The organism is Bradyrhizobium sp. 76 (genome assembly GCF_023073025.1).
Taxonomy (GTDB): Bacteria; Pseudomonadota; Alphaproteobacteria; order Rhizobiales; family Xanthobacteraceae; genus Bradyrhizobium.
The window spans coordinates 989,398-1,010,609 of record NZ_JADPIS010000090.1 but is presented as its reverse complement, the minus strand read 5'-3'; the positions used below and the strand labels follow the sequence as shown (position 1 = coordinate 1,010,609).

At 58.8% G+C, this 21,212-nt stretch carries 16 protein-coding genes and 2 pseudogenes; 7 read left to right on the top strand and 11 right to left on the bottom strand.

The genetic code is table 11. The features are described from left to right. The first annotated feature begins 395 nt into the window (after positions 1-395). Positions 396-854: a hypothetical protein gene (locus IVB48_RS21435; RefSeq protein WP_247403046.1), complete on the top strand. Its 459-nt coding sequence runs from the start codon at positions 396-398 to the stop codon at positions 852-854. 285 nt (positions 855-1,139) lie between these two features. Here the strand turns inward: IVB48_RS21435 and IVB48_RS21430 are convergent. The 3 genes and pseudogenes from IVB48_RS21430 to IVB48_RS21420 all read right to left on the bottom strand — a co-directional run. Further along, a pseudogene (locus IVB48_RS21430) lies at positions 1,140-1,367 on the bottom strand (transposase); the annotation flags it as partial. Between the two features lie 1,035 nt (positions 1,368-2,402). Then, positions 2,403-2,696 carry a hypothetical protein gene (locus IVB48_RS21425; RefSeq protein WP_247402659.1) on the bottom strand — a complete coding sequence of 98 codons (294 nt, stop codon included), beginning with the start codon at positions 2,694-2,696 and terminating at the stop codon, positions 2,403-2,405. Between the two features lie 612 nt (positions 2,697-3,308). Further along, positions 3,309-5,210, bottom strand: a complete 1,902-nt coding sequence (locus IVB48_RS21420) for a diguanylate cyclase (RefSeq protein WP_247402656.1) — start codon at positions 5,208-5,210, stop codon at positions 3,309-3,311. Positions 5,211-6,053: 843 nt separating this feature from the next. Here IVB48_RS21420 and IVB48_RS21415 point away from each other — a divergent pair. The 4 genes from IVB48_RS21415 (at position 6,054) to IVB48_RS21400 (ending at position 9,340) form a co-directional block, all read left to right on the top strand. Continuing rightward, a complete protein-coding gene (locus tag IVB48_RS21415) occupies positions 6,054-7,157 on the top strand; it encodes a DUF2336 domain-containing protein (RefSeq protein WP_247402652.1) in 1,104 nt (367 codons plus the stop codon). Beyond that, positions 7,154-7,477, top strand: coding sequence for a PilZ domain-containing protein (locus IVB48_RS21410; protein WP_247402649.1), 324 nt, complete (start codon positions 7,154-7,156; stop codon positions 7,475-7,477). Before IVB48_RS21415 ends, IVB48_RS21410 begins: the two co-directional genes overlap by 4 nt. Positions 7,478-7,574: 97 nt before the next feature. Then, entirely contained in the window at positions 7,575-8,624 is a 1,050-nt protein-coding gene (locus IVB48_RS21405; RefSeq protein ID WP_247402646.1) for an HD domain-containing phosphohydrolase, read from the top strand. 389 nt (positions 8,625-9,013) lie between these two features. Further along, the gene (locus tag IVB48_RS21400; RefSeq protein ID WP_346659007.1) at positions 9,014-9,340 is read left to right on the top strand and encodes a nuclear transport factor 2 family protein; all 327 of its coding nucleotides are present in this window, start codon (positions 9,014-9,016) and stop codon (positions 9,338-9,340) included. Positions 9,341-10,057: 717 nt separating this feature from the next. Here the strand turns inward: IVB48_RS21400 and IVB48_RS21395 are convergent. Next, positions 10,058-11,123, bottom strand: a pseudogene (locus IVB48_RS21395) (IS110 family transposase). Between the two features lie 324 nt (positions 11,124-11,447). Then, a complete protein-coding gene (locus IVB48_RS21390) occupies positions 11,448-12,182 on the bottom strand; it encodes a sensor histidine kinase (protein WP_247402641.1) in 735 nt (244 codons plus the stop codon). 186 nt (positions 12,183-12,368) lie between these two features. Between IVB48_RS21390 and IVB48_RS21385 the strand changes: the two genes are divergently transcribed. Then, the gene (locus IVB48_RS21385; RefSeq protein WP_039799526.1) at positions 12,369-12,734 is read left to right on the top strand and encodes a response regulator; all 366 of its coding nucleotides are present in this window, start codon (positions 12,369-12,371) and stop codon (positions 12,732-12,734) included. 503 nt (positions 12,735-13,237) lie between these two features. Here IVB48_RS21385 and IVB48_RS21380 read toward each other — a convergent pair. From IVB48_RS21380 to IVB48_RS21360, 5 genes are all read right to left on the bottom strand, one after another. After that, complete coding sequence (locus IVB48_RS21380) at positions 13,238-15,223, bottom strand: PAS domain S-box protein (RefSeq protein ID WP_346659006.1); 1,986 nt, start codon at positions 15,221-15,223, stop codon at positions 13,238-13,240. Between the two features lie 269 nt (positions 15,224-15,492). Beyond that, complete coding sequence (locus tag IVB48_RS21375) at positions 15,493-15,744, bottom strand: hypothetical protein (RefSeq protein ID WP_247402634.1); 252 nt, start codon at positions 15,742-15,744, stop codon at positions 15,493-15,495. 636 nt (positions 15,745-16,380) lie between these two features. Then, a complete protein-coding gene (locus IVB48_RS21370; RefSeq protein WP_247402631.1) occupies positions 16,381-16,818 on the bottom strand; it encodes a hypothetical protein in 438 nt (145 codons plus the stop codon). 36 nt (positions 16,819-16,854) lie between these two features. After that, complete coding sequence (locus tag IVB48_RS41405; protein ID WP_346659005.1) at positions 16,855-17,364, bottom strand: septal ring lytic transglycosylase RlpA family protein; 510 nt, start codon at positions 17,362-17,364, stop codon at positions 16,855-16,857. Between the two features lie 737 nt (positions 17,365-18,101). Continuing rightward, positions 18,102-18,680 carry a hypothetical protein gene (locus IVB48_RS21360; protein ID WP_247402626.1) on the bottom strand — a complete coding sequence of 193 codons (579 nt, stop codon included), beginning with the start codon at positions 18,678-18,680 and terminating at the stop codon, positions 18,102-18,104. 302 nt (positions 18,681-18,982) lie between these two features. On the opposite strand from IVB48_RS21360, the gene IVB48_RS21355 reads away from it, so the two are divergent. Then, entirely contained in the window at positions 18,983-19,636 is a 654-nt protein-coding gene (locus IVB48_RS21355; protein ID WP_247402621.1) for a recombinase family protein, read from the top strand. 384 nt (positions 19,637-20,020) lie between these two features. Here the strand turns inward: IVB48_RS21355 and IVB48_RS21350 are convergent, their stop codons facing one another. After that, positions 20,021-20,857: a hypothetical protein gene (locus IVB48_RS21350; RefSeq protein ID WP_247402618.1), complete on the bottom strand. Its 837-nt coding sequence runs from the start codon at positions 20,855-20,857 to the stop codon at positions 20,021-20,023. Positions 20,858-21,212 lie beyond the last annotated feature (355 nt).

The following is a 21,212-nucleotide window of genomic DNA, read 5'->3' as shown; positions in this document are numbered from 1 at the left end:
CCCGCGTCCGAAGCTGGTTACCATATGATCTTGCTTGCTGGGACACTCACGGTCGCGCTCTAGATCTTCAGGAGGACACGCCAGTATGCGCAGCGGGCTCTAACCGCGCATAGAAACGTTCAACCACTTTCTTGCGCACGCATGTCTATCCAGATTTAATGAAGGGTCCAGACGAACTTGCAATCACTTCCCGGTTCGCCATTTCGTTGACTTAGATCAACTTCTGTTCCTACCAGTCGGCAATCTCGTTCTGATTGCTCCTGATAACTGGATCGGAAAGGCGGCACACAGCGATTGCCCGGCAACGCGCTGCATCTCGCTCACCTCGCCGACGTGAAGCCATGGGTCTCACCGCCAGCTCCAAACTCGCTGCCGTCACTTCGGAGAGGTACAATATGAAAATACTTGCGCTGTTGCTCGCTTCGGCAATTTTGCTCGTATGGGCAGGCGAGAGCCACGCGGTGGTGAGAATTGCCAATGATCGCGGTGGCTTGATCCGACGTTACGTCGATCGATATGATCAGTTGAAGGACACGGGCCAGACGGTGGTCATTGATGGGCTCTGCGCCTCCGCCTGCACGATCGTGCTTTCGAAGGTCCCATCAAAGAGGATCTGCGTTACCGAAAAGGCAAACCTTGCTTTCCACGCAGCTTGGGACCTCGGGCCTGGCGGACGTCATATTACAAATCCAGAAGCTACACGGACGATGTATTTGATGTACCCAGCTCGAGTTCGAAATTGGATATCAACGCAGGGCGGGTTGTCACCTCGCATGATCTTTCTTCAGGGCCCGAAGTTGGAGGACATGTTCGCACGGTGCTATCTGGATGCTGCAACTTTTGTAAGGCTGTAACTGATCCGAGGCCCGTCCGCGAGAGGCAACGTAAGCGGACAAGCTCCGTAACCTCAGAACCACTGAGAAACAACTCAGCATGCCGATGTTACGAGCGTTGCGCGGGGCCGTCCGATGCATGACGTTCGGCTGATCGCTGAATCGGACGCATTGACGGATCGCGGCCAACCTTATTTGGCAGTTCTACAGATCCGTGAACACATCTGCTGGGCGACGCAGTTCGTCTGCGATCTCGACGGCTGGACCGAGACCGTCGAGATGACCGTCACTCGCACCCCGCTCCGGCTTGTTGACCTCGCGCCGCAACCGCTCGATCACTTGCTGCTCAGGCTTCATCTGCGCGTGGCCGGGGAAGGCCTACACCGGGGCGGAGCCGAACTCCTTCACCCATTTGCGCAGCACGTTCTTATGGACGCCCAGGTCGCGGCCTGCCTGCGCCACCGAGACCCCGCGTTCCCTGACAAGCTTGACCGCCTCGACCTTGAACTCTCGACTGAACTTCCGTCTCTGCATCACCAACCTCCGGCTTCATGAAGCACTCAATCTCGGTGTCCATCAAACCGGCAGCAGCTCAATGCCGGCAGCCCGACAGCGACTCCGGCCGCAGCATTCACCCATTGGCACAAAGTGCAGTGGCCAAAGACTGCGGATCTGCTTGTCTGGGGTGCGCCTTGCCGATTCTTCCAGCCCCAAGCTTCCAGGATTGGCGAGGACGTACGGGCCCCGGCGCGGCATCAGCTTCGCCGGGGCCACGGACGCGGAGATAGTCCAGGACTATGGACGCAGAGGCAGATCGGAAACGAGGTTTGGAGTTGGGTGCCGCTGGGCAGAGCATGCTTCCGCGGACGAGCTTGCCACCATGGTGAGCGGGTCGCTTGATGATCTCAGCGAAATTCTGCCACCGGACGTATCCGATCAGTTCGTCGGCGGCTTTCGCGAAGGCGTGTTGCGCGTCTGGCGCGGGGCCTAGGACCTCAGCACAAGGGCGCCCGGATGAGGCCAAGCGCCCTTGCACCCCCATCATCGGCTGGGTCCAGGTGTGAGTTCTTAGGGATCGCTGGACGAGCCGAGGAACGCTGGATTACCAAGCGAATCAATAGCTGAATCTCTTGTTGCAACTGAGGCGGACGCACGCCGCCAGTGACGCCAGTTCTGTCAACTGTATTGACCGAACTGCTGGAGCATTTTCCCAATCGATGGTCGGTGCCGATTGCACCGTTTTGCCCGCGGCTGCTTCGCTGCAACGGCCCATTAAACCCCCGATGTCTATCATTATTCTGTCTAGCGCATAGTCGTTATCAACGAACTCACACAGGAGCCATCGCTGATCTCAACGCGGCGACGGCCTTTCTGTTGATTGTGCCGATGGACTCTCGAGCTTTCACGAACGACCGTATCACGATGATGTATGAGAGCGTTCGCGGCGCTCTCGCGTCGGACGACGCCCAGAAGACTGCCGGAGAGAAACCTCGCTTCCAAGTACGCGAAACGTCTGATTAGCAGGAGCATGCCGCCAATCTAGAGAGCGAAATGCTTCGGGGAGGTATGTTATTCGCGATTATTGATTGATCCGAAGATCAGGGGCGGTTGCTCCTCTAGTTCTGCTTTACGGAACTTTAATGGGTTGTTGCCAACGTTGAGACCATTGCAAATCGTCGCGGCGGCGACACCCGTTTCGTAACTATTGTCTAGACCTGCCCGGTTGGCAGTCTCTTCATAGGAGAGACCGTTATGCTCAAGGGTTGCATGATTGCGGCTTGCGCGCTGCTTTTTCTGATGCTGTGCGATCAGCAAGTATCGAATGGCAAGTACACGGACGCGGTTGTCGTGATGGCGAAGCACATCAAACGCTCGTTCGGCGTCTGACGTTCGTGGCATCATGAGCGAGACAGATATTCTTGAAGCACTAAACGGCGGAAAATGTCCGGATTGCGGGTCGAATAAATTACGATCCGGGCTGCGCGTTGATATCGCCGAGCACCTGACCTGCGTGAGATGCGAGGCGCGTTTCTATGTCGCGCCGCGACCACCGCTTGCCACGGTGTCCGTTCGGCAATGATGGGCGTTAGCTGGCTTCGTCAGGGGCTTTGGTGAAATTAAGCATGCTCCCGGGGGTTTTCCCGCCCCCTTCGGTTGCCCGGCCTGCCCGGTGTAGTGATGCTTATAGCAACGAAGTCCGATCACTTCGCGGAGGCTTATGATTTCGCGCGGGTAAGTTGCGCCGGCCGTTCGGTATCACTGATGCGAACAGAGTGAGGTCGGATGCATCAACAAATTCTTCCGATCATCCCCTGATAGCAGAGATCCTTAGGGCGAGTCGGCAGGTCTCAAATGGGCCAGAAGCTGACCTCATGAAGGCACCGATGACTACGGCGATCAAGCTGATTGAACTGATTTGCAGTACTCACCTGAGCTCGCGCGGTGAGTTATTGGGCCGAGTCAACCAATCCGACGCTAACCGGCGGGTCTTACCAGCCTGATGCTGGGTGTTTCGGCTGCAGCACACACCCGGTTGCGCCCCTGCTCTTTGGCGAGATACAATGCGCCGTCGGCCGCAGCCAGCATCGAAGCCGGCGATGTTCTCCCGTCGCACTTGCTCCCGGCCATCCCGACGCTGATCGTGATGCACCCGTGGGCGCTTCCTTGATGCGCAACAGAGAGGTCCGCGACTGATTGGCGGATTGTCTCGGCGACTGACGCTGCATCGCCCGATGCCGTCTCGGGGAGAAGAACGGCGAATTCCTCGCCGCCGTAGCGTGCAACCAGATCGGCCGGCCTTTTCAGGCATGACGCGACGGCCTTGGCAACCTGCCGGATGCAGTCGTCGCCCGCGGAATGACCGTAGGTGTCGTTGAAAGACTTGAACTTGTCGATATCGATGAATAGCACGGAAAGCGGCGAGCCCGAACGCTGGCACCGCTTGAATTCGGCATCGAGCAACCGGTCAAAGCGCCTCCGGTTCGCGATCTCAGTGAGTGGGTCGGTTTCGGAGAGCGCCTTGAGCTGCTCGTTTGCGGCGACGAGTTGCTCCTCGGCAGCCTTGCGCTTCGAGACGTCCCGGATCACGCCAATGATTTCCGGGCCGGGCTCGTCCGGATCATCGACATAGTTCATCTGGGTTTCGACCCAGACGTAGTTGCCGTCGCGGCAGCGCGTCAGATACTCCGCGGTCCCCGTGGGTCTCTGCGGCCCGAGTTCCTCGATCAGACTCTTCACCAGATCCCGGTGGGCCGGGTGGAAGTTGGAATAGGCCGGCTGCTGCAGAACTTCTGAAGGGGCCCAGCCGAGCAGCTTCTCGACCGAGGGGGAGATATAAAGTCTGCGACCAGTCTTATCAAAGCGGGTCACGACATCCTCCACGTTCTCGGCGAGCAACCGGTATCCACGCTCTCGATCGCGCAGCAATCTAGCCAGCACCGAGCGTCTGCGGAATTGCACGGCCAGTACCAGCCCCAGAGCGATCAGGATCGCGGACACTGCGCCGCCGAGCAGAAGATCGAAGTTCCGATCTCGGCGCCAGGCGTCCAAGACAGCGTCCTCGGGAGTGGCGACGCTGATCACGATTGGAAAATCGGACGCCCTCTCATAGGCAAATTGCTTCACGCGGCCATCAAAAGGCGACACGATGGAATACAGGCCGGTTCCCGCCTCCTTGAGGCGACTCACGAACAGCGAGCTTCCCGCGACGTCCTTGCCGACCTGATCGTCGAGGCGATGGACGAGAACCTTGCCGTTCGTCTTCATGAGCGTGACGGTGCGGTCCTGGTCCGCTTCGAACCCTTGGTAGAAAGACCTGAAATAGGCAAGATCGATCGCCGCGAACACCACGCCCCCGAACGAGCCGTCGGCATTCGCAAGCCGCTGGGTCATCAGGAGGGTAGGCCTCCCCGTGACGCGGGAGGTCAGGGGATCGCTGATGCGGGGCGCCGTGTCTTCAGGGTGGGATTGATGGTAGCGAAAATACTCGCGATCGCCATTATTGACTGCCGGCACGGTTTCGAATGAAGAAAACATCCAGTCGCCGGTCTCCCCCAGCACGCCCAGCTCGCGCGCCTGAGGAATGTTCTTCGCATATTGGGCAAGCAGGTCGTTGATTTCGGCCGACGCACGGGCGGACTTGTCGGAGTGCCGGATGTACTGGCCCGCTCCAAACAGCGCGAGCGCCACCGCATTGAAACTTTTTGAGGCGTGCTGCGCGAGAGAGTGCGTGAGCGCCTGCGTCTCGGATCCCGCCTTGGCGAATGCGAGCGCTCTTTCCTGCATGCCCTTCCAGGCGATCAGGGCCCAAAAGCTCGCAAGCGTGAAGCTGAGCAGTACGGCTATGATGGTTAATGGTGATTTTACAAACTTCGGCACGCTCAGATGTCCTGTTCGAGGAAGAGAATGGACCCGCTTGCTAAAACCGAAGTTTCCAATCCGCACGCTTAGCCGTGATACCATTCGCATCCTTAATGCGACGGGAATGCCGAAGGACGCAGTTTCCGTACACTTTATGTGGCCGGTCACGCGAGCGTGCACCGCGCTCGCAAGAAGAGCAGGCTTTGGCTAGAAACGACCGGGCTGCGACTACGACTTCTGAGGTGTGCTCCCGAATAGTCGCCGATCGACGACAGCTATGAGTCAATCGCGTCGGTTTGCCCGCGAGGCGATGACTTTCGGTCTAGCCGAACAAGCAGACGTGATCAGATGGAGCGGGCATGTCTCGAACCGGGAATGGACGTCCGTTCTCGCTGTCGCTGCAGGTTCACGAACTCAAGCGTCGAAGGTTGCTGGACCGATGACGCGGCTCACGGCTGCGGTGATAGCAGCACACAGGCACTTCTTCGACGAACTTCCGCAGCCACCGCAGCGCCAACCGGCTCGTCTCGACATCCGTAAAACGGAGCTGGCACTCGGCCCAAACGTTGATCTGCTCGGCAGCGGCCCACCGCACGAGCGCGCGAGTCTACGTTCAGCGCCCCAACGAGCTTCGAAACTGGTCTACGTCGTTGAAGCGAAAGGTCTGTCGCGCGGGCATGCGCGCTTTGGTCATCAATACTCACGGAAATAGTCGAAACGCAGCGGCCTGCCGATTTCGATGATGTTTCGAGGCAACCACGGTTTAATGGCGCACGAACCCAGATCAATAAACATATGTTAACAACTTTGACGCGTACTATGGGTGATTGCGTATTTCCTTTTGACGATTAAGGCCCGCCAATGACGGGAATTGCCGCAGCCGATGTTATTGTCGAGTTGGATGCTACCATTGCGGGGAGCTCATCCGAACGTTGTGTTCGGATGCTTCGGCGCATCGTGGAGCTGCTTGTCGCCGGGAACGGTCGGTTGCAAGAGCCGCATGTAGACTTGCTGGATGAGGTCCTTGTTCGCCTGATCGCCCGGATTGCCCCCTCCACACTTGTCGAGCTCAGTACAGCTCTTGCAGACCTGCGGGCGGCTCCGAAAAAGACGTTGCGGCGTCTTGCGTCATGCGAAGACGCCGCAATCGCGGTCCCCATTCTGCGCCAATCCCCAGCCCTCTCGCCGGGGGATCTTATGGAACTGGCGGCGTCCAGCAGCGAGCGTCACCTCCTCGCCATTGCTGACAGGCGCGAGATCGAAAATGTCGTGACGGACGTGCTGCTGCAGCGCGGCAGCAGCAAGGTTTGTCTGGCGCTGATCAGAAATCCAGCGGCGGGATTCTCCGACGGCGGCTATTCCATGTTGATCGGCAAGGCCGAGCAGGATGACGAGATCACCAAGGCTCTGGCCCTGAGGCCAGGCACACCGGACATGGTTGTCCGCGCGCTGCTATCGGCATCTCCACGACCAGCAGCTGGCACGAAGGCCGACGCGCGTCGGTGCGCTTTTTCAGGGGCAACCACGTCCTCCGAAATGCCGGTGACGGTGAAGCGCCTTTGCAAGACAGAATATGCTGCTGCCAGGCCGGAGATCGTATCGCTCAACCGCGCCGGCAAGCTGAACGACTCGACCGTTAATCGGTTCGTGATCCGGAGCGAGACCGCCAATCTGTACACCGCGCTGTCGGTGCTGTCCGGAGCACCCGTGGAGGTCGTCGAGCACGTAATGGCGGAGCCCGATTGCGAAGGCTTGGTGATGGCCTGTCGGGCGTCGCGTCTGAATTGGCAGACGACGCTGGCCATCCTCAACAGTCGCGGCCCGCGCCTTTCACTCAGCGAACGCGAACGAGTTCAGGAGCTGTTTGAAAAGCTTCATCTGTCGACCAGCCAATGGTCCGTTCGTTGGGGAGAAATCTCTGCCGGCACCGGCGATCGCACTGCGAAATCGAGAGCGAGCCGATGAAGTTCGACGGTCGCAAGGCCTCTCGGGTACGGATGGACCACAGGCAGGCCGTCAACCTGATGGGCTCCGACGGCACTTGGCGGCGAAGCTGCGTCCTGCTCGACGTCTCGGACAGCGGCGCCAAGATCGAGGTCGAAGGATCGCTCGACGTCCTCAAGGCCAAGGAGTTCTTCATGCTACTGTCATCCACGGGACTGGCCTATCGGCGCTGCGAGTTGGTCTGGATCGACGGAACCATCGCTGGGGTTCACTTCATCCACGCAGATGGCAAGAAAGCCCAAAAGACGGGCAGCGACAGAGCCGCACCGACACAGACGTGAGCCGAGCAGATCGAACTCTAATCTGATGCAATGATCGTGCAGAATCTGACGACAAGGGCCAATTCAGACCGGCACCCGGCAAACAGAGGTATCAGTCGTGTTGGTACATGTCCTGGCTGATACTTCCGATAAGCTCTTCGGGCTCTGCTCGGTCCTTGAAAGGCAGTTCACTGTCGCCGGCGAGCGGCTCGACGTGGAGGCAAAGCTACCGCATGCGCCTGCCGCCGTGGTCATCCGTGCCGATCTACGATCTGTCGAAAACATTGCCGCACTGAAAAGGAGAGCTTTGCGCCTCGCAAAGACCGGGAAGCGCATCTTCCTCGTCGAGCAAACCTCCCACGTTTGCATCTCGCAGGCCTACGCGCTGGGCGCCACCCTCGTTTTGCCCGGCAAGATCGATCCGACCAAGCTCATGGGTGCGCTGTCTGATCCGGCCGGGAGCGAAGCGAGTTCGCCGCGCGACATCTCGCAGCCTGACGATGCGGTCGAGGCTGGCGCCAACGCGATCGCATCGTTGTTCACTTTGGTCAGACTCGGAGAGCGGATCGACATCGACGGCACCAAGGAGGCCGGCCGCATGATCACCAACCGGATTTCCGAGCACGGCCTGTCCGAATGGCTGAAAACGGTGCGGCGCCATCACGAGGGAACCTATCAACACTGTCTGCTCGTGACCGGCGTCGCAATCGATTTCGGCCTCAGTCTCGGCGTCCGCAAAAGCGATCTCGAACGGCTCTCTACCGCTGCCATGTTCCACGACATCGGCAAAGCCAGGATTCCGCTGGCGGTTCTGGACAAGCCGGGACGCCTCGACGACACCGAGCGCGCGCTGGTCGAGACCCATCCCGCATCGGGTTATGACGTGCTGAAGGAGCACGGCTCAATTTCTTCCGAAATACTCGATTGCGTCCGGCACCATCACGAATATCTCGACGGCAGCGGCTATCCAGACGGCCTCTGCGCCGAGAACATCACCGACATCGTTCGCATCCTTACCATCTCGGATATCTTTGCGGCGCTGATCGAGCACCGGCAGTACAAGCCGACCATGCCGCGCGAGGCGGCCTACGACATTCTCTGCGGCATGAAGGGAAAGCTGGAGAAGGCGCTGGTCGCCTCGTTCAAGGACGTTGCGCTCACCAGATGAGATTGATGCGCTGCGGTTCACCTCATCAGCTTCTCCCGCCAAAATCACGAGAGAGGCATAGCAAAGCGGTAGCCTTTTTCACTCTGCCAGTTCGTTTCGCTGACCTAGTGTGAGCAAGAGTCGAGGTCTGCTATCGGTCAATCGCGTCGGTTTGCTCGTGAGGCGATGACTTCCGCTCTAACCGGATAGGCGGACGTGGTCAGATCGGACCGGTACGTCTCGAACGGGCCGAGAGGTGAAGTTGCCGGTGCCGGATCAGAGGCACTTCGACCAATATGCGCGGCCGAAACTCGGCGGAGAACTATGGACGCGGAACCCTCAAATTAGCTCTTGCGTTCATCAGCTCAATCCTACATCTGCCGTCGATCACGGCATGTAGGTGAGGAACAATGTCCTTCGACCCGATGGCCGCTGCGGTTGATTGGCTCGACGCCTACCGCGCTGGCGAGATTGAAACTATCCTGGAGATGTATGCTGACGATGCGACAGTCCATTGCGGCTGTGGTGGCATGAAAGCCATCACTGGCAGAGAGGGCCTCCACGCCTATTGGACGGACCGGGTTCGGCAATTTCCAGCTTCGGAGCTGGACAACCTGCATCCATCGGACGATGGAACTCTAATCACATACGTCGCGAGGCACGGGATCGTCAGTGTAGTTCTAACGTTTGATGCTCTCGGACAAATCGTATCCCATACCTGCGGTCCATCCAATTAAGCCCACAAATCCGCTGGGGCTTTGGGGGCCACTCGGCAGCTAGACCGGATCAGGAAACGGGCTGCGCGAACCTCAAGGTCCTCTTCGAGTAAGAATGCGAAGAACTCCCCTTGGGCAAATCTGGACCGATGATCTCGGTGACCGGACATCCAAGCGGCCGGACTTGAGTTCGTAAATGGGCCAAAAGCGTCGTTCGAATGTGAAGCAAGGAGCGGCGCGCGCACCACATACAACAGGGATTGCTTGGAGAGAATGCAATGCGTTTTTTCTTCGGATTATGCCTTGGGATCGCGTCCTGTGCTTCCGCGAACGCCGCCCCAAGGTGGCATCACAACTCGGGGCAAGCCATCACGCCTCCTGGCCAGGCGGTCACCCCCAAGCTATATCGCTCCACGCGGCTTGCGCGTTTATCGCGACGATTCCGTGCCGGGAGGTCTCCGGACCGATCACGACGATCCTCCTGCCTACGATGATTCATCCAAGTTTGGCGGTGGCTGATGAATCAGTGCGCGTCCGCTTCTAGGCACTCCGCTGCAAACTTCCGGTCTACCCCTCTGAGCCGACATGTAGCGGCAACGCCCCAACGGTAGCGATGGAGGCGGCGTTGGTCGGAGGTCCCGATCAAAAGCACGCATTCGAAGATGCCCTGGCCCATGTGGGTTGTCCTGATTGCCGGATCGACCGGCGCTGCATCAGTGCTGTTCGCCCTTCCAACCGTTACGTCACAGCCGGATGACCGGCTGTGATCTCGTTCACGCCGTAAGGCCGGCGGGGTTCCTTGTAGGGTTCGTTCCTGGCCATCATCCCATGGCATTCTGGCGAGCTTATTGGCGAGTGCGATGGCTGCGTCCTTGGTGGCGCGCCGTGCCAACGACGCAGTGAGCCAAGGCCGATGGCTTGTGCCATGGATCTTGGCATAGCGGATCACGGCGAGTGCGCCCGCTGTGAATAGGCTGCGTAAATAGCGATCGCCTTGCTTGCTGATCCGGCCAAGCTTGTCCTTGCCCCCACTCGAGTTCTGCTTCGGCACGAGCCCGACCCAAGCCGAGAAGTCCCGCCCCGATCGGAAGGTCTTGGCATCGGCAACGCTCGCGACTAGCGCCGTTGCCAGTGCTGGACCGACGCCAGGGATCGCATCCAGTCGCTTGCTCGTTGCGTTTGATCGATGCCAGGCAATAATGCGCCTATCGAACTCCAGGATTTGAGCCTTCAGCGCCCGCAACTGGCCGCCGAGAGCCGCAAGACACGCGCGGGCCACCTCCGGAACTCGGCGGTCGGCTGGATCGGCGACGACTTCTAATAGCTGTACGACACCCCTGCGCCCGACGGGGGCAACAATCCCGAACTCAGCCAGATATGCGCGGGTCGAGTTGATGACGGCAGTCTGCTGGCGAATGAAGAGATGGCGCACGCGATGAAGCATCAGACAGCTCTGTTGTTCGATGGTCTTGGTCGGCACGAACCGCATGTTGGACCTTGTGACCGCCTCGCAAATAGCCTCCGCGTCGGTGCTGTCGTTCTTCTGCCGCTTAACGTAGGGCTTCACATAGGCCGGAGGCATCAATCGCACCGTATGCCCCAACGCCTGCAGCTCGCGCGACCAATAATGCGAGGACGCGCAAGCCTCGATCCCCACGAGGCACGGCGGCAACTTCTCAAAGAAGGACAGCACGAAACCGCGCTTGAGCTGACGACGTATGATCACCTGGCCGGCTGCATCGACCCCATGCACTTGAAAGACCGACTTCGCGATATCCAGACCAATCGTTGAAATTGACTGCATAGGCTGCTCCTCCGAATCGTGGGAGCCTTAAACGGCGCCCATTGTTTGGCACTCTCGTGCCCCAGGAGGAGCCGTCCACAGCATCAAAAGCGGACTTGTGGCGGGTTGGTCCTTAACGTCCTTACGCCGTAAATTGGCAGGTGCAACGCGCGGCAAAAGCGATGCGGGCTTCGGATGCCAGCTCCGACCTGTGGATGCGCGCACCGGGGGACGGCACGATCGCGCGGTTGCTTTCAGCCCTACGGGCAACCCGATGCTGGGCGATTTCGCCGACGCTGTTTCGCTGCGAGCGTTTGGGGACGAGCCGAGCGGTCCAACCACGCTCTAGTCGACTGCCGCTATAATCGTTTCTTGAAGCGAGCTTAGGGGAATGTTGATGTCGCAAACGACTCCGGTCGACTCGAACAGCAATCGAGCCTCCCCTTTTAGCTGACCGGGCAAAGCCGTCTGAATGAAGCGGCTGCCAAAATTCTTTTTGGCTGGATCGACAACCGGCGGTCCACCGCGTTCGCGCCATTCAAGATGAAAGCGTTGGTTTTCCGCGTCAATCGACCAAGTGATGGCGACCCGTCCCTCAGCAACTGAGAGCGCGCCATATTTCAACGCATTGGTGCTTAGCTCGTGAATTATCATAGACAACGCGACCGCAGGTCCGGAAGACACGGCGACGTTGTTCCCCTCAATAGTGAATTGCTCGAAGCCTTTGGTCTGAAATGCTTTGATCGCGTTCTCGATCAGCGTTCGGCAACCCGCCCCGGTCCAGCTTTCTTGGATCAAGAGATCGTGAGATACGCCGAGCGCGCTCATTCGCTCGGCGATGGTCTTGGCCGCCGCGTCAATAGATGAAGCGTCGCGTAGGCTTTGAGCCGCAATTGCGGCTGCAATCGCGAGCATGTTCTTTACGCGATGGTGCAGTTCCCCGATAAGAACGGTTTGTAGTTTTGCGGCAGCCACGTGGGCGTTCGCTTCAACGCCTGCCTTCAAAAGGAGCTCGCGAAGCACGTCGTTTTCGTTCTCAACTTCTCGCATGCGCTGATCGGCCCCGCTTGAAGCATTCATTTCATGTCACTCCGGCGAACGGTACTTGGACGACAGTATCCGACAAACTTCAATAGATCCAAGGTTGGTCTATATTCGGGAGCCGACGGAACCCTTCCATCATCAAGCGGTTAGCATGCATCATCGCATCATTGCAGGCATCCCGGTGATTGGGGCCCTTTAGAGGCTCACGCCATGGGAGGGGTCATGCAGTCACGGCTCGTGGTGCTTGTCGTTGAAGATGAGCCATTGTTGATGATGATGGCTGCTGAAGTAATTACCGAGTTAGGCTTCGAGGTCATCGAAGCGCGGCACGCTGACCAAGCAATCGCCATTTTGGAAAAGCGCTCGGACGTCCACGTTGTGTTTTCCGACGTTCACATGCCCGGCTCGATGGATGGTTTGAAGTTGGCGCATTACGTTCGCCGCCGCTGGCCACCGGTCAAAATCCTCACCACCTCGGGGAAGGCACGGTTTGCCGTAGAGGAACTGCCAAGTGGCGGGCGGTTCATGCCCAAACCCTACACCGCGGCTGACCTTGGGACTGCTCTGCGCGAAATCATCGCAGCGTAGCGGTAGCCAGTCACCAACGCAGCCGAACATGTGTAGCCTCTTTTGGGGCTTGGCAGCGGCTCAAACCGGAAACGTAGACGCCGCAATGAAGACGACCACCGTCATCCCCGACCCTTACGCCAAACATGGCTCGGTATCGCTCTGGTTCCACCCGGGTCCGCAATGTATTGAGGCCCGCCTCACGCTCGCCCCTGAATCGACAACCCGGGATTCTTAGCGGAAAGGGCTTCATCGAACGAGCCAAATCGGGTGACTGAGCACTGAGTTCTTGCAGCCCGCGAGTGCGCGGTTTCCTCCCTTGGAGGCTTTCGGACGCCGGCCCCGTGCACGCCGCCCCACCGTCATGGGGGCCGGCATCCGAAACCCTTCACACGAGCGGCCCTCGACCGGGTATGCACGGCAGGTCAGCTATGGGGCAAAATGCGGAAGTCGCCAGCGAGGTGACCGGAAGTGGTCGTCCCTGCCCTGCCGTCCTCTAGATGCCACTGCTGTCGCGCGCCGGTTCATCCATTCTGGTCGAGAATCTCTCGCACCCTTAGCGCAAGTTTCGCTTGAGAGATCGGCTTCTCCAGCAGATTGACGCCTTCATCAAGCCTTCCCTGGTGGACCACGGCATTGCGCGAATACCCGGTCATGTACAGGATCTTCAGTCCCGGTCTAATTTGATGCGCGCGCCTGCCGAGCTCGCGACCATTGATCCCCGGCATGACCACGTCAGTGAGAAGAAGGTTCACGTTCGAGTCGTCTTGTAGGAGAATGGTCAGAGCGGCCTGAGCGCTGCGGGCCGAGAGGACGCGATAGTTGAGATCCCGCAGGACGTCAGAAATATAGACGCGGAGATCTTCATCATCCTCGACGACGAGAACAGTCTCCGATAGCTCACCCTCGGCAACTTCCTCAGGCGCAATTTCCTCGCGTCGTGCGCTTCCGGAGAAGCGCGGAAAGTACATCTTGATGGTGGTGCCCTGCCCCACCTCGCTGTAGATTTTAGCGTGGCCTCCGGATTGTTTGACGAAGCCGTAAACCTGGCTCAGGCCAAGGCCGGTGCCGTGGCCCGGCTCCTTCGTCGTAAAGAAAGGCTCGAACGCGTGACTGAGAACGTCGCGCGACATCCCGCCTCCGGTGTCAGTCACGCAGATGGCGACGTATTGACCGGGCGCGACTTCAGGATTGAGACGGCAGTAATCCTCGTCGGCGGCGATGTTGGCAGCTTCCAAGGTCAGCTTTCCGCCGTCAGGCATGGCGTCTCGAGTGTTGATCGCCAGGTTGACGATGGCTGACTCGAGATGATTGGCATCGGCTTCGATTTGCCAAAGACCCGCACTTCCGACGGTCTGGACTTCGATGCGCTCTCCGAGCGTGCGCTGAAGGAATTCCTGCAGGCTATTGACGTAGTTGTTCACGTTGATCGGCTTGGGATCGAGCGCCTGTCGGCGCGAAAATGCCAACAAGCGACTGGTCAAAGCCGCGGCTCTCTGCGCGCCTCGCTTGGCGTTCGCGAGCGCCCGGTTCAGATTGGCTCCGGGCGCCTTCGCGTGCCGTTCAGCTGTCTCGAGATTGCCAAGGACGATCATCAGCAGATTGTTGAAGTCGTGCGCGATGCCGCCGCTGAGTTGCCCCACCGCTTCCAGCTTTTGGGATGCGGCGAGTTGCTCCTGAACGTGCTTGAGCTCGTCCTCGGCGCGCTTCCGGTCCGTAACGTCGCGCGTGACTTTGGCGAACCCGACGATGTTTCCGGACTCGTCGGTGATACGGTCGATGATGACCGACGCCCAAAAGCGGGAGCCATCTTTTCTTAGACGCCACCCTTCTGCTTCGAAGCGTCCATACTCTGCCGCCTCGGAAAGCGCACGTTTTGGCACCCCGAGCTCGATGTCCTCGGGAATATAAAAAGCGCTGAAATGCCGACCGACGATCTCCGGCGGCGCGTATCCCTTGATACGCTCCGCTCCGGGATTCCAGGTTGTCACGTTGCCAAGCGGATCGAGCTGAAAGATCGCGTAATCGACCACGGCTTCGATCAGCTGCCGGTAGCGCCGCTCACTATTGAGAAGCTCTTCGTGGGCTTGTTGCCGCTCGGTGATGTCTCGCGTGACCTTGGCAAACCCGATCAGTTCCCCGCCTTCATTTCGGATCGCATCGACGATCACCGATGCCCAGAAACGACCGCCATCTTTGCGAACTCTCCAGCCCTCGGCGCTGAAGCGGCCCGTTTGCGCGGCGACGGTCAAGGTGCGCTGTGGCAGCCCCTTGGCGCGATCTTCCGGCGTATAGAAGGAAGCAAATGATTTCCCTATGATTTCGTCGGGTGTGTAGCCCTTCAACCGCAGCGCGCCAGAGTTCCAGCTGCGCACTGTGCCGTCAACGTCGATCATGTAGATGGCGTAGTCCACGATTGCGTCGATAAGCAATTGAAGTCGCGCAGTATCTCCGATCCCGTCAAGTTTTGACTGAGGGCTTTGCAAAGGCGGACTCCGATTGGGGAACACCAGACAACCGTGCTGATCATCTATGGTTCCGCGCTCGCCGCAACATGGCTGAACGGAACGCCCAAGTTGTCCAAGGGGGCTTAAAGCTGTGCGGCCACGAGTTCACCGCCTTCCCTCGACCGACGCCGCCGCATCTTTCGCGCCCGTACTCCGCAACACTCATCGGAGGCCTGGAGGTGCTACTCTGTTCGGGCCGGAAGGCGCGCAGGATCTGAATCGCGAATGGTAGGTTCGACCGGTGCCCACGTGCATTCGCCAAGGCCATACGGCTAGTTTGTGCCGGGAAGCAGGCCGTCCGCAATCGCGAAAAGAGCTGCGAATCCGGCAGCTATGGCCGCCCATGCGCTCCACCGACTTTGCTTGTAAATCATAATCAAGAGAGCCTTCGGGTCATCAAGGCCGCTATCCAGGCTGTTGCGGATCGATGGCTTCTTTTTCAACCTGATGCTCGCGGAAGCGAACCACAGCAACGCAGCCAGGGCAGCGCAGCCTTCCGACATAAATTCGCATAGATGCTTCATGCTGAGCCCACAGCCGAAAATTCCGATACGATTGTCGGAGGCGGAGGGTGACGGGCCTTGATCAGGATCAACGAAGTAGGGACCCGGCCGATCTTCGCGATGGAACAAGTCCGTTGAGGCAGCGCCGCAGCCATTGGTCGTTCGCCAGAACCAGGACGACCCTCTACGGCGAGCTTTTGCGAGACGGATTCAGAAACGAAGCATGCTTTTTCGCGAGATTTTTCCTCCCCCTCCCCTCGCCCAGAAAATTCGTTGGAGTGATCACGTTGGACGATGCGCGTGACATCGCGCTTCAGAGTGCGCCGTCATGACTCCGCGCGCTCGTACTCCGAGGAATAAACAGATCCCGTTGCGCATCGATCAAGTCGATTGAGAGACGTTTACACATGAACGTCGCTCCAAACCAACGACCGACAAACGCTGGACGCGATCGCAGCCCTGATCGCGCAGGCGAAGCGCGCAAAAGTTGACAACCATCCGCCTGTACCGAAAAAGTAAGCCGCCTCAGTCGGCGGCCTTCCTTCATGTCGCAGTAAAAGTCAGGCGAGAACTGGCCGAGAGCAGTGCGGCGCGTGTGTACGTCGCCATCGGGATACACTTAACTCGCCTCGCTCGCCCTCTTACGCCCCCGCCCTTTTATTTGATGGTCGCGTGCACTGTGATCACCGACGTGCCAGAAGCTTTCGGCCCCTTACCCGTTGCCTTGATCGCAAAGGTGTCACTTCCTTTGTATCTGGCCTTCGTCTTGTATTCGTAAGCCGCCACGTCGAGCTTCTTGAGCTTGCCGTGTGCTGGCTTTTGCGAGATTTCCGAGCTACTCGCCGCGCCACGCAACGTGATCGGGAAGATGCAACTGTCACCAGAGGTGACGCTGATGTCGCCGGTCGGATTCTCGCCCCAATCGGCCAGTTCCATTGATCTTGAACATTCCGGAGCCGCCAGCGCGATACAAACGTACGTTGGGCTGGAGGCTCCACCTATAAGCGCCAGAGCGGCAAGGCTAGACAATCGCATCACAGGCTCCTCCATATGCGATCCGCTGACTTGGCTCTGCCCCGCCTTGTCGTCCAGCAATTGATCCAACCCGCCGCAATGCCAAACGAGCGCTCTCTAGTGGCGACGATGATAGCGGGGCGCAGGCGCCATCGCCATAGATGATCCGAACGTTCCGAACGGACCCATGACGTCCTGCGTCGGCTGGAAGAGCCCTGGCATGGCCGCCACAGCGACGGGACGTTGACGGCTTCGGCTCGCGACCAATGTCCCACCGGATCCCATTTGCACAATGGTCGCGGTCACGTTGCGATGGGTGCAGCGACAGCCGAGCGCACTCGCGGCCGCAGGCGATAGATCGAGGAACGCGCCGGTGAATGGACCGCGATCGGTCACCGTGACTTGGATCGACCGGCCGCCGCTCTGAACCATCAGGACCGTGCCGAAGGGCAGCGTCCGGTGAGCGGCTGTCATTGCAGCGCAGTTGAGCACGCCCCCAGACGCTGTGCGGCGACCGCACAGGCGGTCACTCCCGCCGTAGTAAGTGGCGCTCCCGGAGAGACGATGCGCGTCGGCCACGGAAGAGAGCGAGAGAAGGACGATGCCCGTCACTACCATGCGTTTCATGCTGGATCCCTCGGTGGTGAAAGAGGCGCTGCGATAGGGTCGCCTCACCGCTGATTCCAATCGGAGGTCCTGGTCCGGCGCGAGAGGTCAAACAGCCAAGGCCACAGCAGCTTCTACTCTGTCGATCTGCAAAGGTTCCGGGACAAATGGAACAGGAAGGAAGCCGGGTAGTACGTAGCCGGCATATCCGCTGCTCAGTGCGGGGGGAGCGCAGACGCTTCTGAGAACGGCCGAAGCGCCTCCGAAACCTGACCATGGACCCGTCACGCTAGAGCCGTGAGGCGAGGCATCATCACCGGCATGATGGCACCTCTCGCCCCGCGGATACCCCGACCAATGCGATCCACTTCATCATTGCCGAACGGTTCGGGCGGAGGGAACGGGCACCACGCGGTAGATGATTTTTCTCCACCGCCACAAAAGGTTCGTTGTTCGCCCCGCAAAACGCAGCTGCGGTCGGGAGAAGGATCTTCCAAAAGCGAACAGGATGGGAACGCCCTGGCTGGACGGATCGCGCTTAGGCATAAAGCAAGGACGGCTACAGTTGTTCGATCGGCTTAATAGGCCGCCTACACCCGCGCCGGCGGTGGACTAAAGAAGCGCGAACGGGGCCGGTGATGAACCGAGCCGTCCGGACGTGGGTGCACCTGCCCCACCTCGCCAACCATGCGTTGGCTACCGACATCCCGGGGCCGGTCTCCGGGGAATAAGATAACGCAGGGGTGACTCACGCCGGGTCAATGCAAACGCTTCCGTTGATGGCCTGCGCGACCCCCGAGATCCGGCTGCGAATCTACAGCGTCATCCGGTCGGGTTTTCACCAGGGACAGCCGTTTCGTGGCGTTCCGACTCAATTGCCAAGCCTGAGCTTCCCACTTGCTGCGCATGTGAAGGCGGCGTTCTGGCGTCAGCACACAATCACCTCCGGTCGCCCGCAGTCCCACGGCGGCTTGCTTCACGGCGAAGAGTGTCAGGGAGTTGGGAATGTCCATCTGATAGCAAGTACCATCATAAACGAAAAACCCGAGGCGCACCATCAGGCCGAACTCTCGGCTGAGGAGGCCATTGCCATCAGCGTAGACTTCGAGAGCTGCAAAGCAGTTTTTCTCTTTCAATTCGTCCGAGGTCTCACGGGCGAAGGCCGACAGATTGGGGATGATGTCACAGTGAAGCAAATCCACGCGATCAGCGAACTCGCGATCCCGCAGCGCCGCGGACCATAGAGCTTCCGCTTCTTCGGCCCGATTGAGCCAGGCCACCGTAAAATCAGGGTCCGTCGGCATCTCCAGCAGGACGTGCGTGGATGCCATCGACATTCGGATCTCCTACAGGTCCCTTCGCTAGTCAGGAAAGTATGTTCATGCGCCGCATGGATGAGAATGGCGCAGGACGAAGGCAAAATCCTGTCTGAGGTTCGCGTCCGGAAAATTTTGCCGGGGAGTGTTGCGAGCGATCAGGTCGGGCCGTTTGGGGGGCACCAGGGGGTGGACGGCGGCTGCCCGACTCGAGCGTGGCGATACCGTTCGCGATAATTGATCTTTGGTCCACAACTTAGGAATCTTGATTTCTCCCTCGCTTGTAACATACTGACGTTCGTCGATGTGTTACGAGGTGGATGATGTCGCAGCCAGTTGTCGCCTATTATCGAGTATCGCGCGAGAAGCAGGGTCGGTCGGGCCTCGGTCTCGACGGTCAGCGGCGGCTGATCTCCTCCTTCGCCACCAATGAGGCGATGGAGATTGCTGGTGAGTTTACCGAGGTGGAGACCGGCAAAGGAGCAGACGCGCTGGAGAGGCGACCCCAGCTTGCCGCTGCCTTGCGGAAGGCGAAGAAGCTCAAATGTCCGGTCGTTGTGGCCAAGTTGGACCGCCTGTCGCGCGACGTCGCATTCATTGCGGGCCTTATGGCCAAGCGGGTGCCATTCATCGTCACGGAATTGGGGAAGGACGTCGATCCGTTTATGCTGCACATTTATGCTGCCGTGGCGCAAAAAGAGCGCAGCGTCATTGCTGAACGGACCCGCGTTGCCCTTGCGGAGGCCAAGCATCGCGGCAAGAAGCTGGGCAATCAGAGACAGGCCGACGTCAACAAAGCCGCTGCAGCGACTCGGGACGCCCGTCTACAGCCCGTTCTAAAGGAGATTTGGGAGCTTCCTCTGCGGGAAATTGCACAGGAACTGACGGATCGCGGAATCGCTTCCCCGCGGGGAGGTGTATGGAATGCAATGACGGTAATGCGGGCAATGAGGCGGCTCGGCATTCCTAGCGAATAATCCCGTCCAAGCCGTCAGTCCACGATGCCAGCGGCGATCAGTCGCCGATAGAGATCATTATAGGCCTCGCCCCGCTCTCGTGGTGGCACCTCCTGGTCTGACAATACCTGCAGGACGTTCTTCACAAACCTTCGCGCCGCACTGGCGTCTTGTGGATTTAGGGCATCGAGCCACGCCTCGACTGCCAGCCACTCGATGCCAAGCGTCTCGAGTTCGTAAATTCCGCGACGGTCGAGCTCACAAATCCATTGGGTTGTGGCTAGTTTTGCCTTTAGTCGCTTTCGAGCGTGCCCAATCCGATCGGTTCGGTCTCGGCTCCGTCTCACAGTAGAGGTGTTCCAGAGCTTTGGCTGAACTACCGGTACAAAACGCCCCCGTTCATCTCTAATAATCGGTCGCTGCCGCAGAAGACTTGTCCTTCTGTGTTGGTGGTTTCCTCGGGTTCGCGCGTTGGCGCAATGCCAGATCAAAGTAATTGGAAACGGCGGCACGCAGAGCCGAATCGGGAATCGCGGTAGGGATCTCATCAAAACGTCCGAGCAGATCGGCCCGATTGATCCATGTGTCGTCACGGGTGAGCATCGCACGTGGGGTGAGCAGAACGAAGTCGCCTCTGATCCACGGCAGCTTGTACGCTTTCCGCTGCCAAGTCTGCGTTGTGTAGTTGAACACGGCCCGGCTGATCATCACTTCCCGCAAGTGGCGAGCATCGACAAATTGGGTAGCAAACCGCTCTGTATATTGGCAGAGAAAGTCTTGAATGAGATTGGTAACGAAGTCGCTGATGTTATCCCTGCCAACGCCATTGCTAACAAGGCAGACCTTTTCGAGGTGACTTCCCTCAGTGATTTTTTCTTCGCCGAAGTTTACAAAAACGACATGCAGGTTCGCATGCAATTCGCGTGCGAAGTTTATCCCTAAACCGCTGCCTCCATTTCCTACTAGCGAAAATCCGAACCAGTTCTGCTTGACCTCGGGGAAACAATACCAGTTTGTGAGGTCGCCATCTGATAGTGGTCCTTGCATTGCTCGTTCTCTTAGGAAAACGAGATAGTCGATGATCTGCCGGTGTAGGGCTTGGTATTCATCGTTCTCACTGTGGAACAGCAAGAACGGGTCGATGAACAGCGGTAAATCGTTGATCAGCGAAACATCAAAAGCGCCATATTTCTCAAGCACGGACGGATCGACCCCGAAGGTGTCGCTGAAAAATGTCCCCATCGTCCCCGCCGCGATGCCTTAGATGGAATGATGGTCGACTAAAGATGTGGGCAGGTCTGCACGCAACCTCGCGGGAAGGCGTCTTCCACAACTAAAGTTATTCGACGCCATGCAACTCTACCTTTGGGAAGTGCACATCGTGAGACTAGGGCCTATTGGGGCCCGCAGGTCCGCGGAGGATCGTTTCGTTACAAGGCACAGGAAGCATAAGCAATTGAAAATATTACTCTTTGATCCCCGCGACTTGACCAAACTAACGCTTGCAGCCAGGACCACACGGTTTTGCCGTACGCACGGCCCGCCATTTCGCCGCAGTTTTCCCAGCCCTGTCGACAAAGCCGGAAACTTACAGACG

What these genes read in the sequence shown, in the direction of transcription:
- IVB48_RS21410 (WP_247402649.1), top strand. Translation starts at nt 7,154, where the DNA reads ATGAAGTTCGACGGTCGCAAGGCCTCTCGGGTACGGATGGACCACAGG.
- IVB48_RS21435 (WP_247403046.1), top strand. Translation starts at nt 396, where the DNA reads ATGAAAATACTTGCGCTGTTGCTCGCTTCGGCAATTTTGCTCGTATGG.
- IVB48_RS21390 (WP_247402641.1), bottom strand. Translation starts at nt 12,182, where the DNA reads ATGAATGCTTCAAGCGGGGCCGATCAGCGCATGCGAGAAGTTGAGAAC.
- IVB48_RS21415 (WP_247402652.1), top strand. Translation starts at nt 6,054, where the DNA reads ATGACGGGAATTGCCGCAGCCGATGTTATTGTCGAGTTGGATGCTACC.
- IVB48_RS21385 (WP_039799526.1), top strand. Translation starts at nt 12,369, where the DNA reads ATGCAGTCACGGCTCGTGGTGCTTGTCGTTGAAGATGAGCCATTGTTG.
- IVB48_RS21360 (WP_247402626.1), bottom strand. Translation starts at nt 18,680, where the DNA reads ATGTCGATGGCATCCACGCACGTCCTGCTGGAGATGCCGACGGACCCT.
- IVB48_RS21350 (WP_247402618.1), bottom strand. Translation starts at nt 20,857, where the DNA reads ATGGGGACATTTTTCAGCGACACCTTCGGGGTCGATCCGTCCGTGCTT.
- IVB48_RS21355 (WP_247402621.1), top strand. Translation starts at nt 18,983, where the DNA reads ATGTCGCAGCCAGTTGTCGCCTATTATCGAGTATCGCGCGAGAAGCAG.
- IVB48_RS21400 (WP_346659007.1), top strand. Translation starts at nt 9,014, where the DNA reads ATGTCCTTCGACCCGATGGCCGCTGCGGTTGATTGGCTCGACGCCTAC.
- IVB48_RS21375 (WP_247402634.1), bottom strand. Translation starts at nt 15,744, where the DNA reads ATGAAGCATCTATGCGAATTTATGTCGGAAGGCTGCGCTGCCCTGGCT.
- IVB48_RS41405 (WP_346659005.1), bottom strand. Translation starts at nt 17,364, where the DNA reads ATGAAACGCATGGTAGTGACGGGCATCGTCCTTCTCTCGCTCTCTTCC.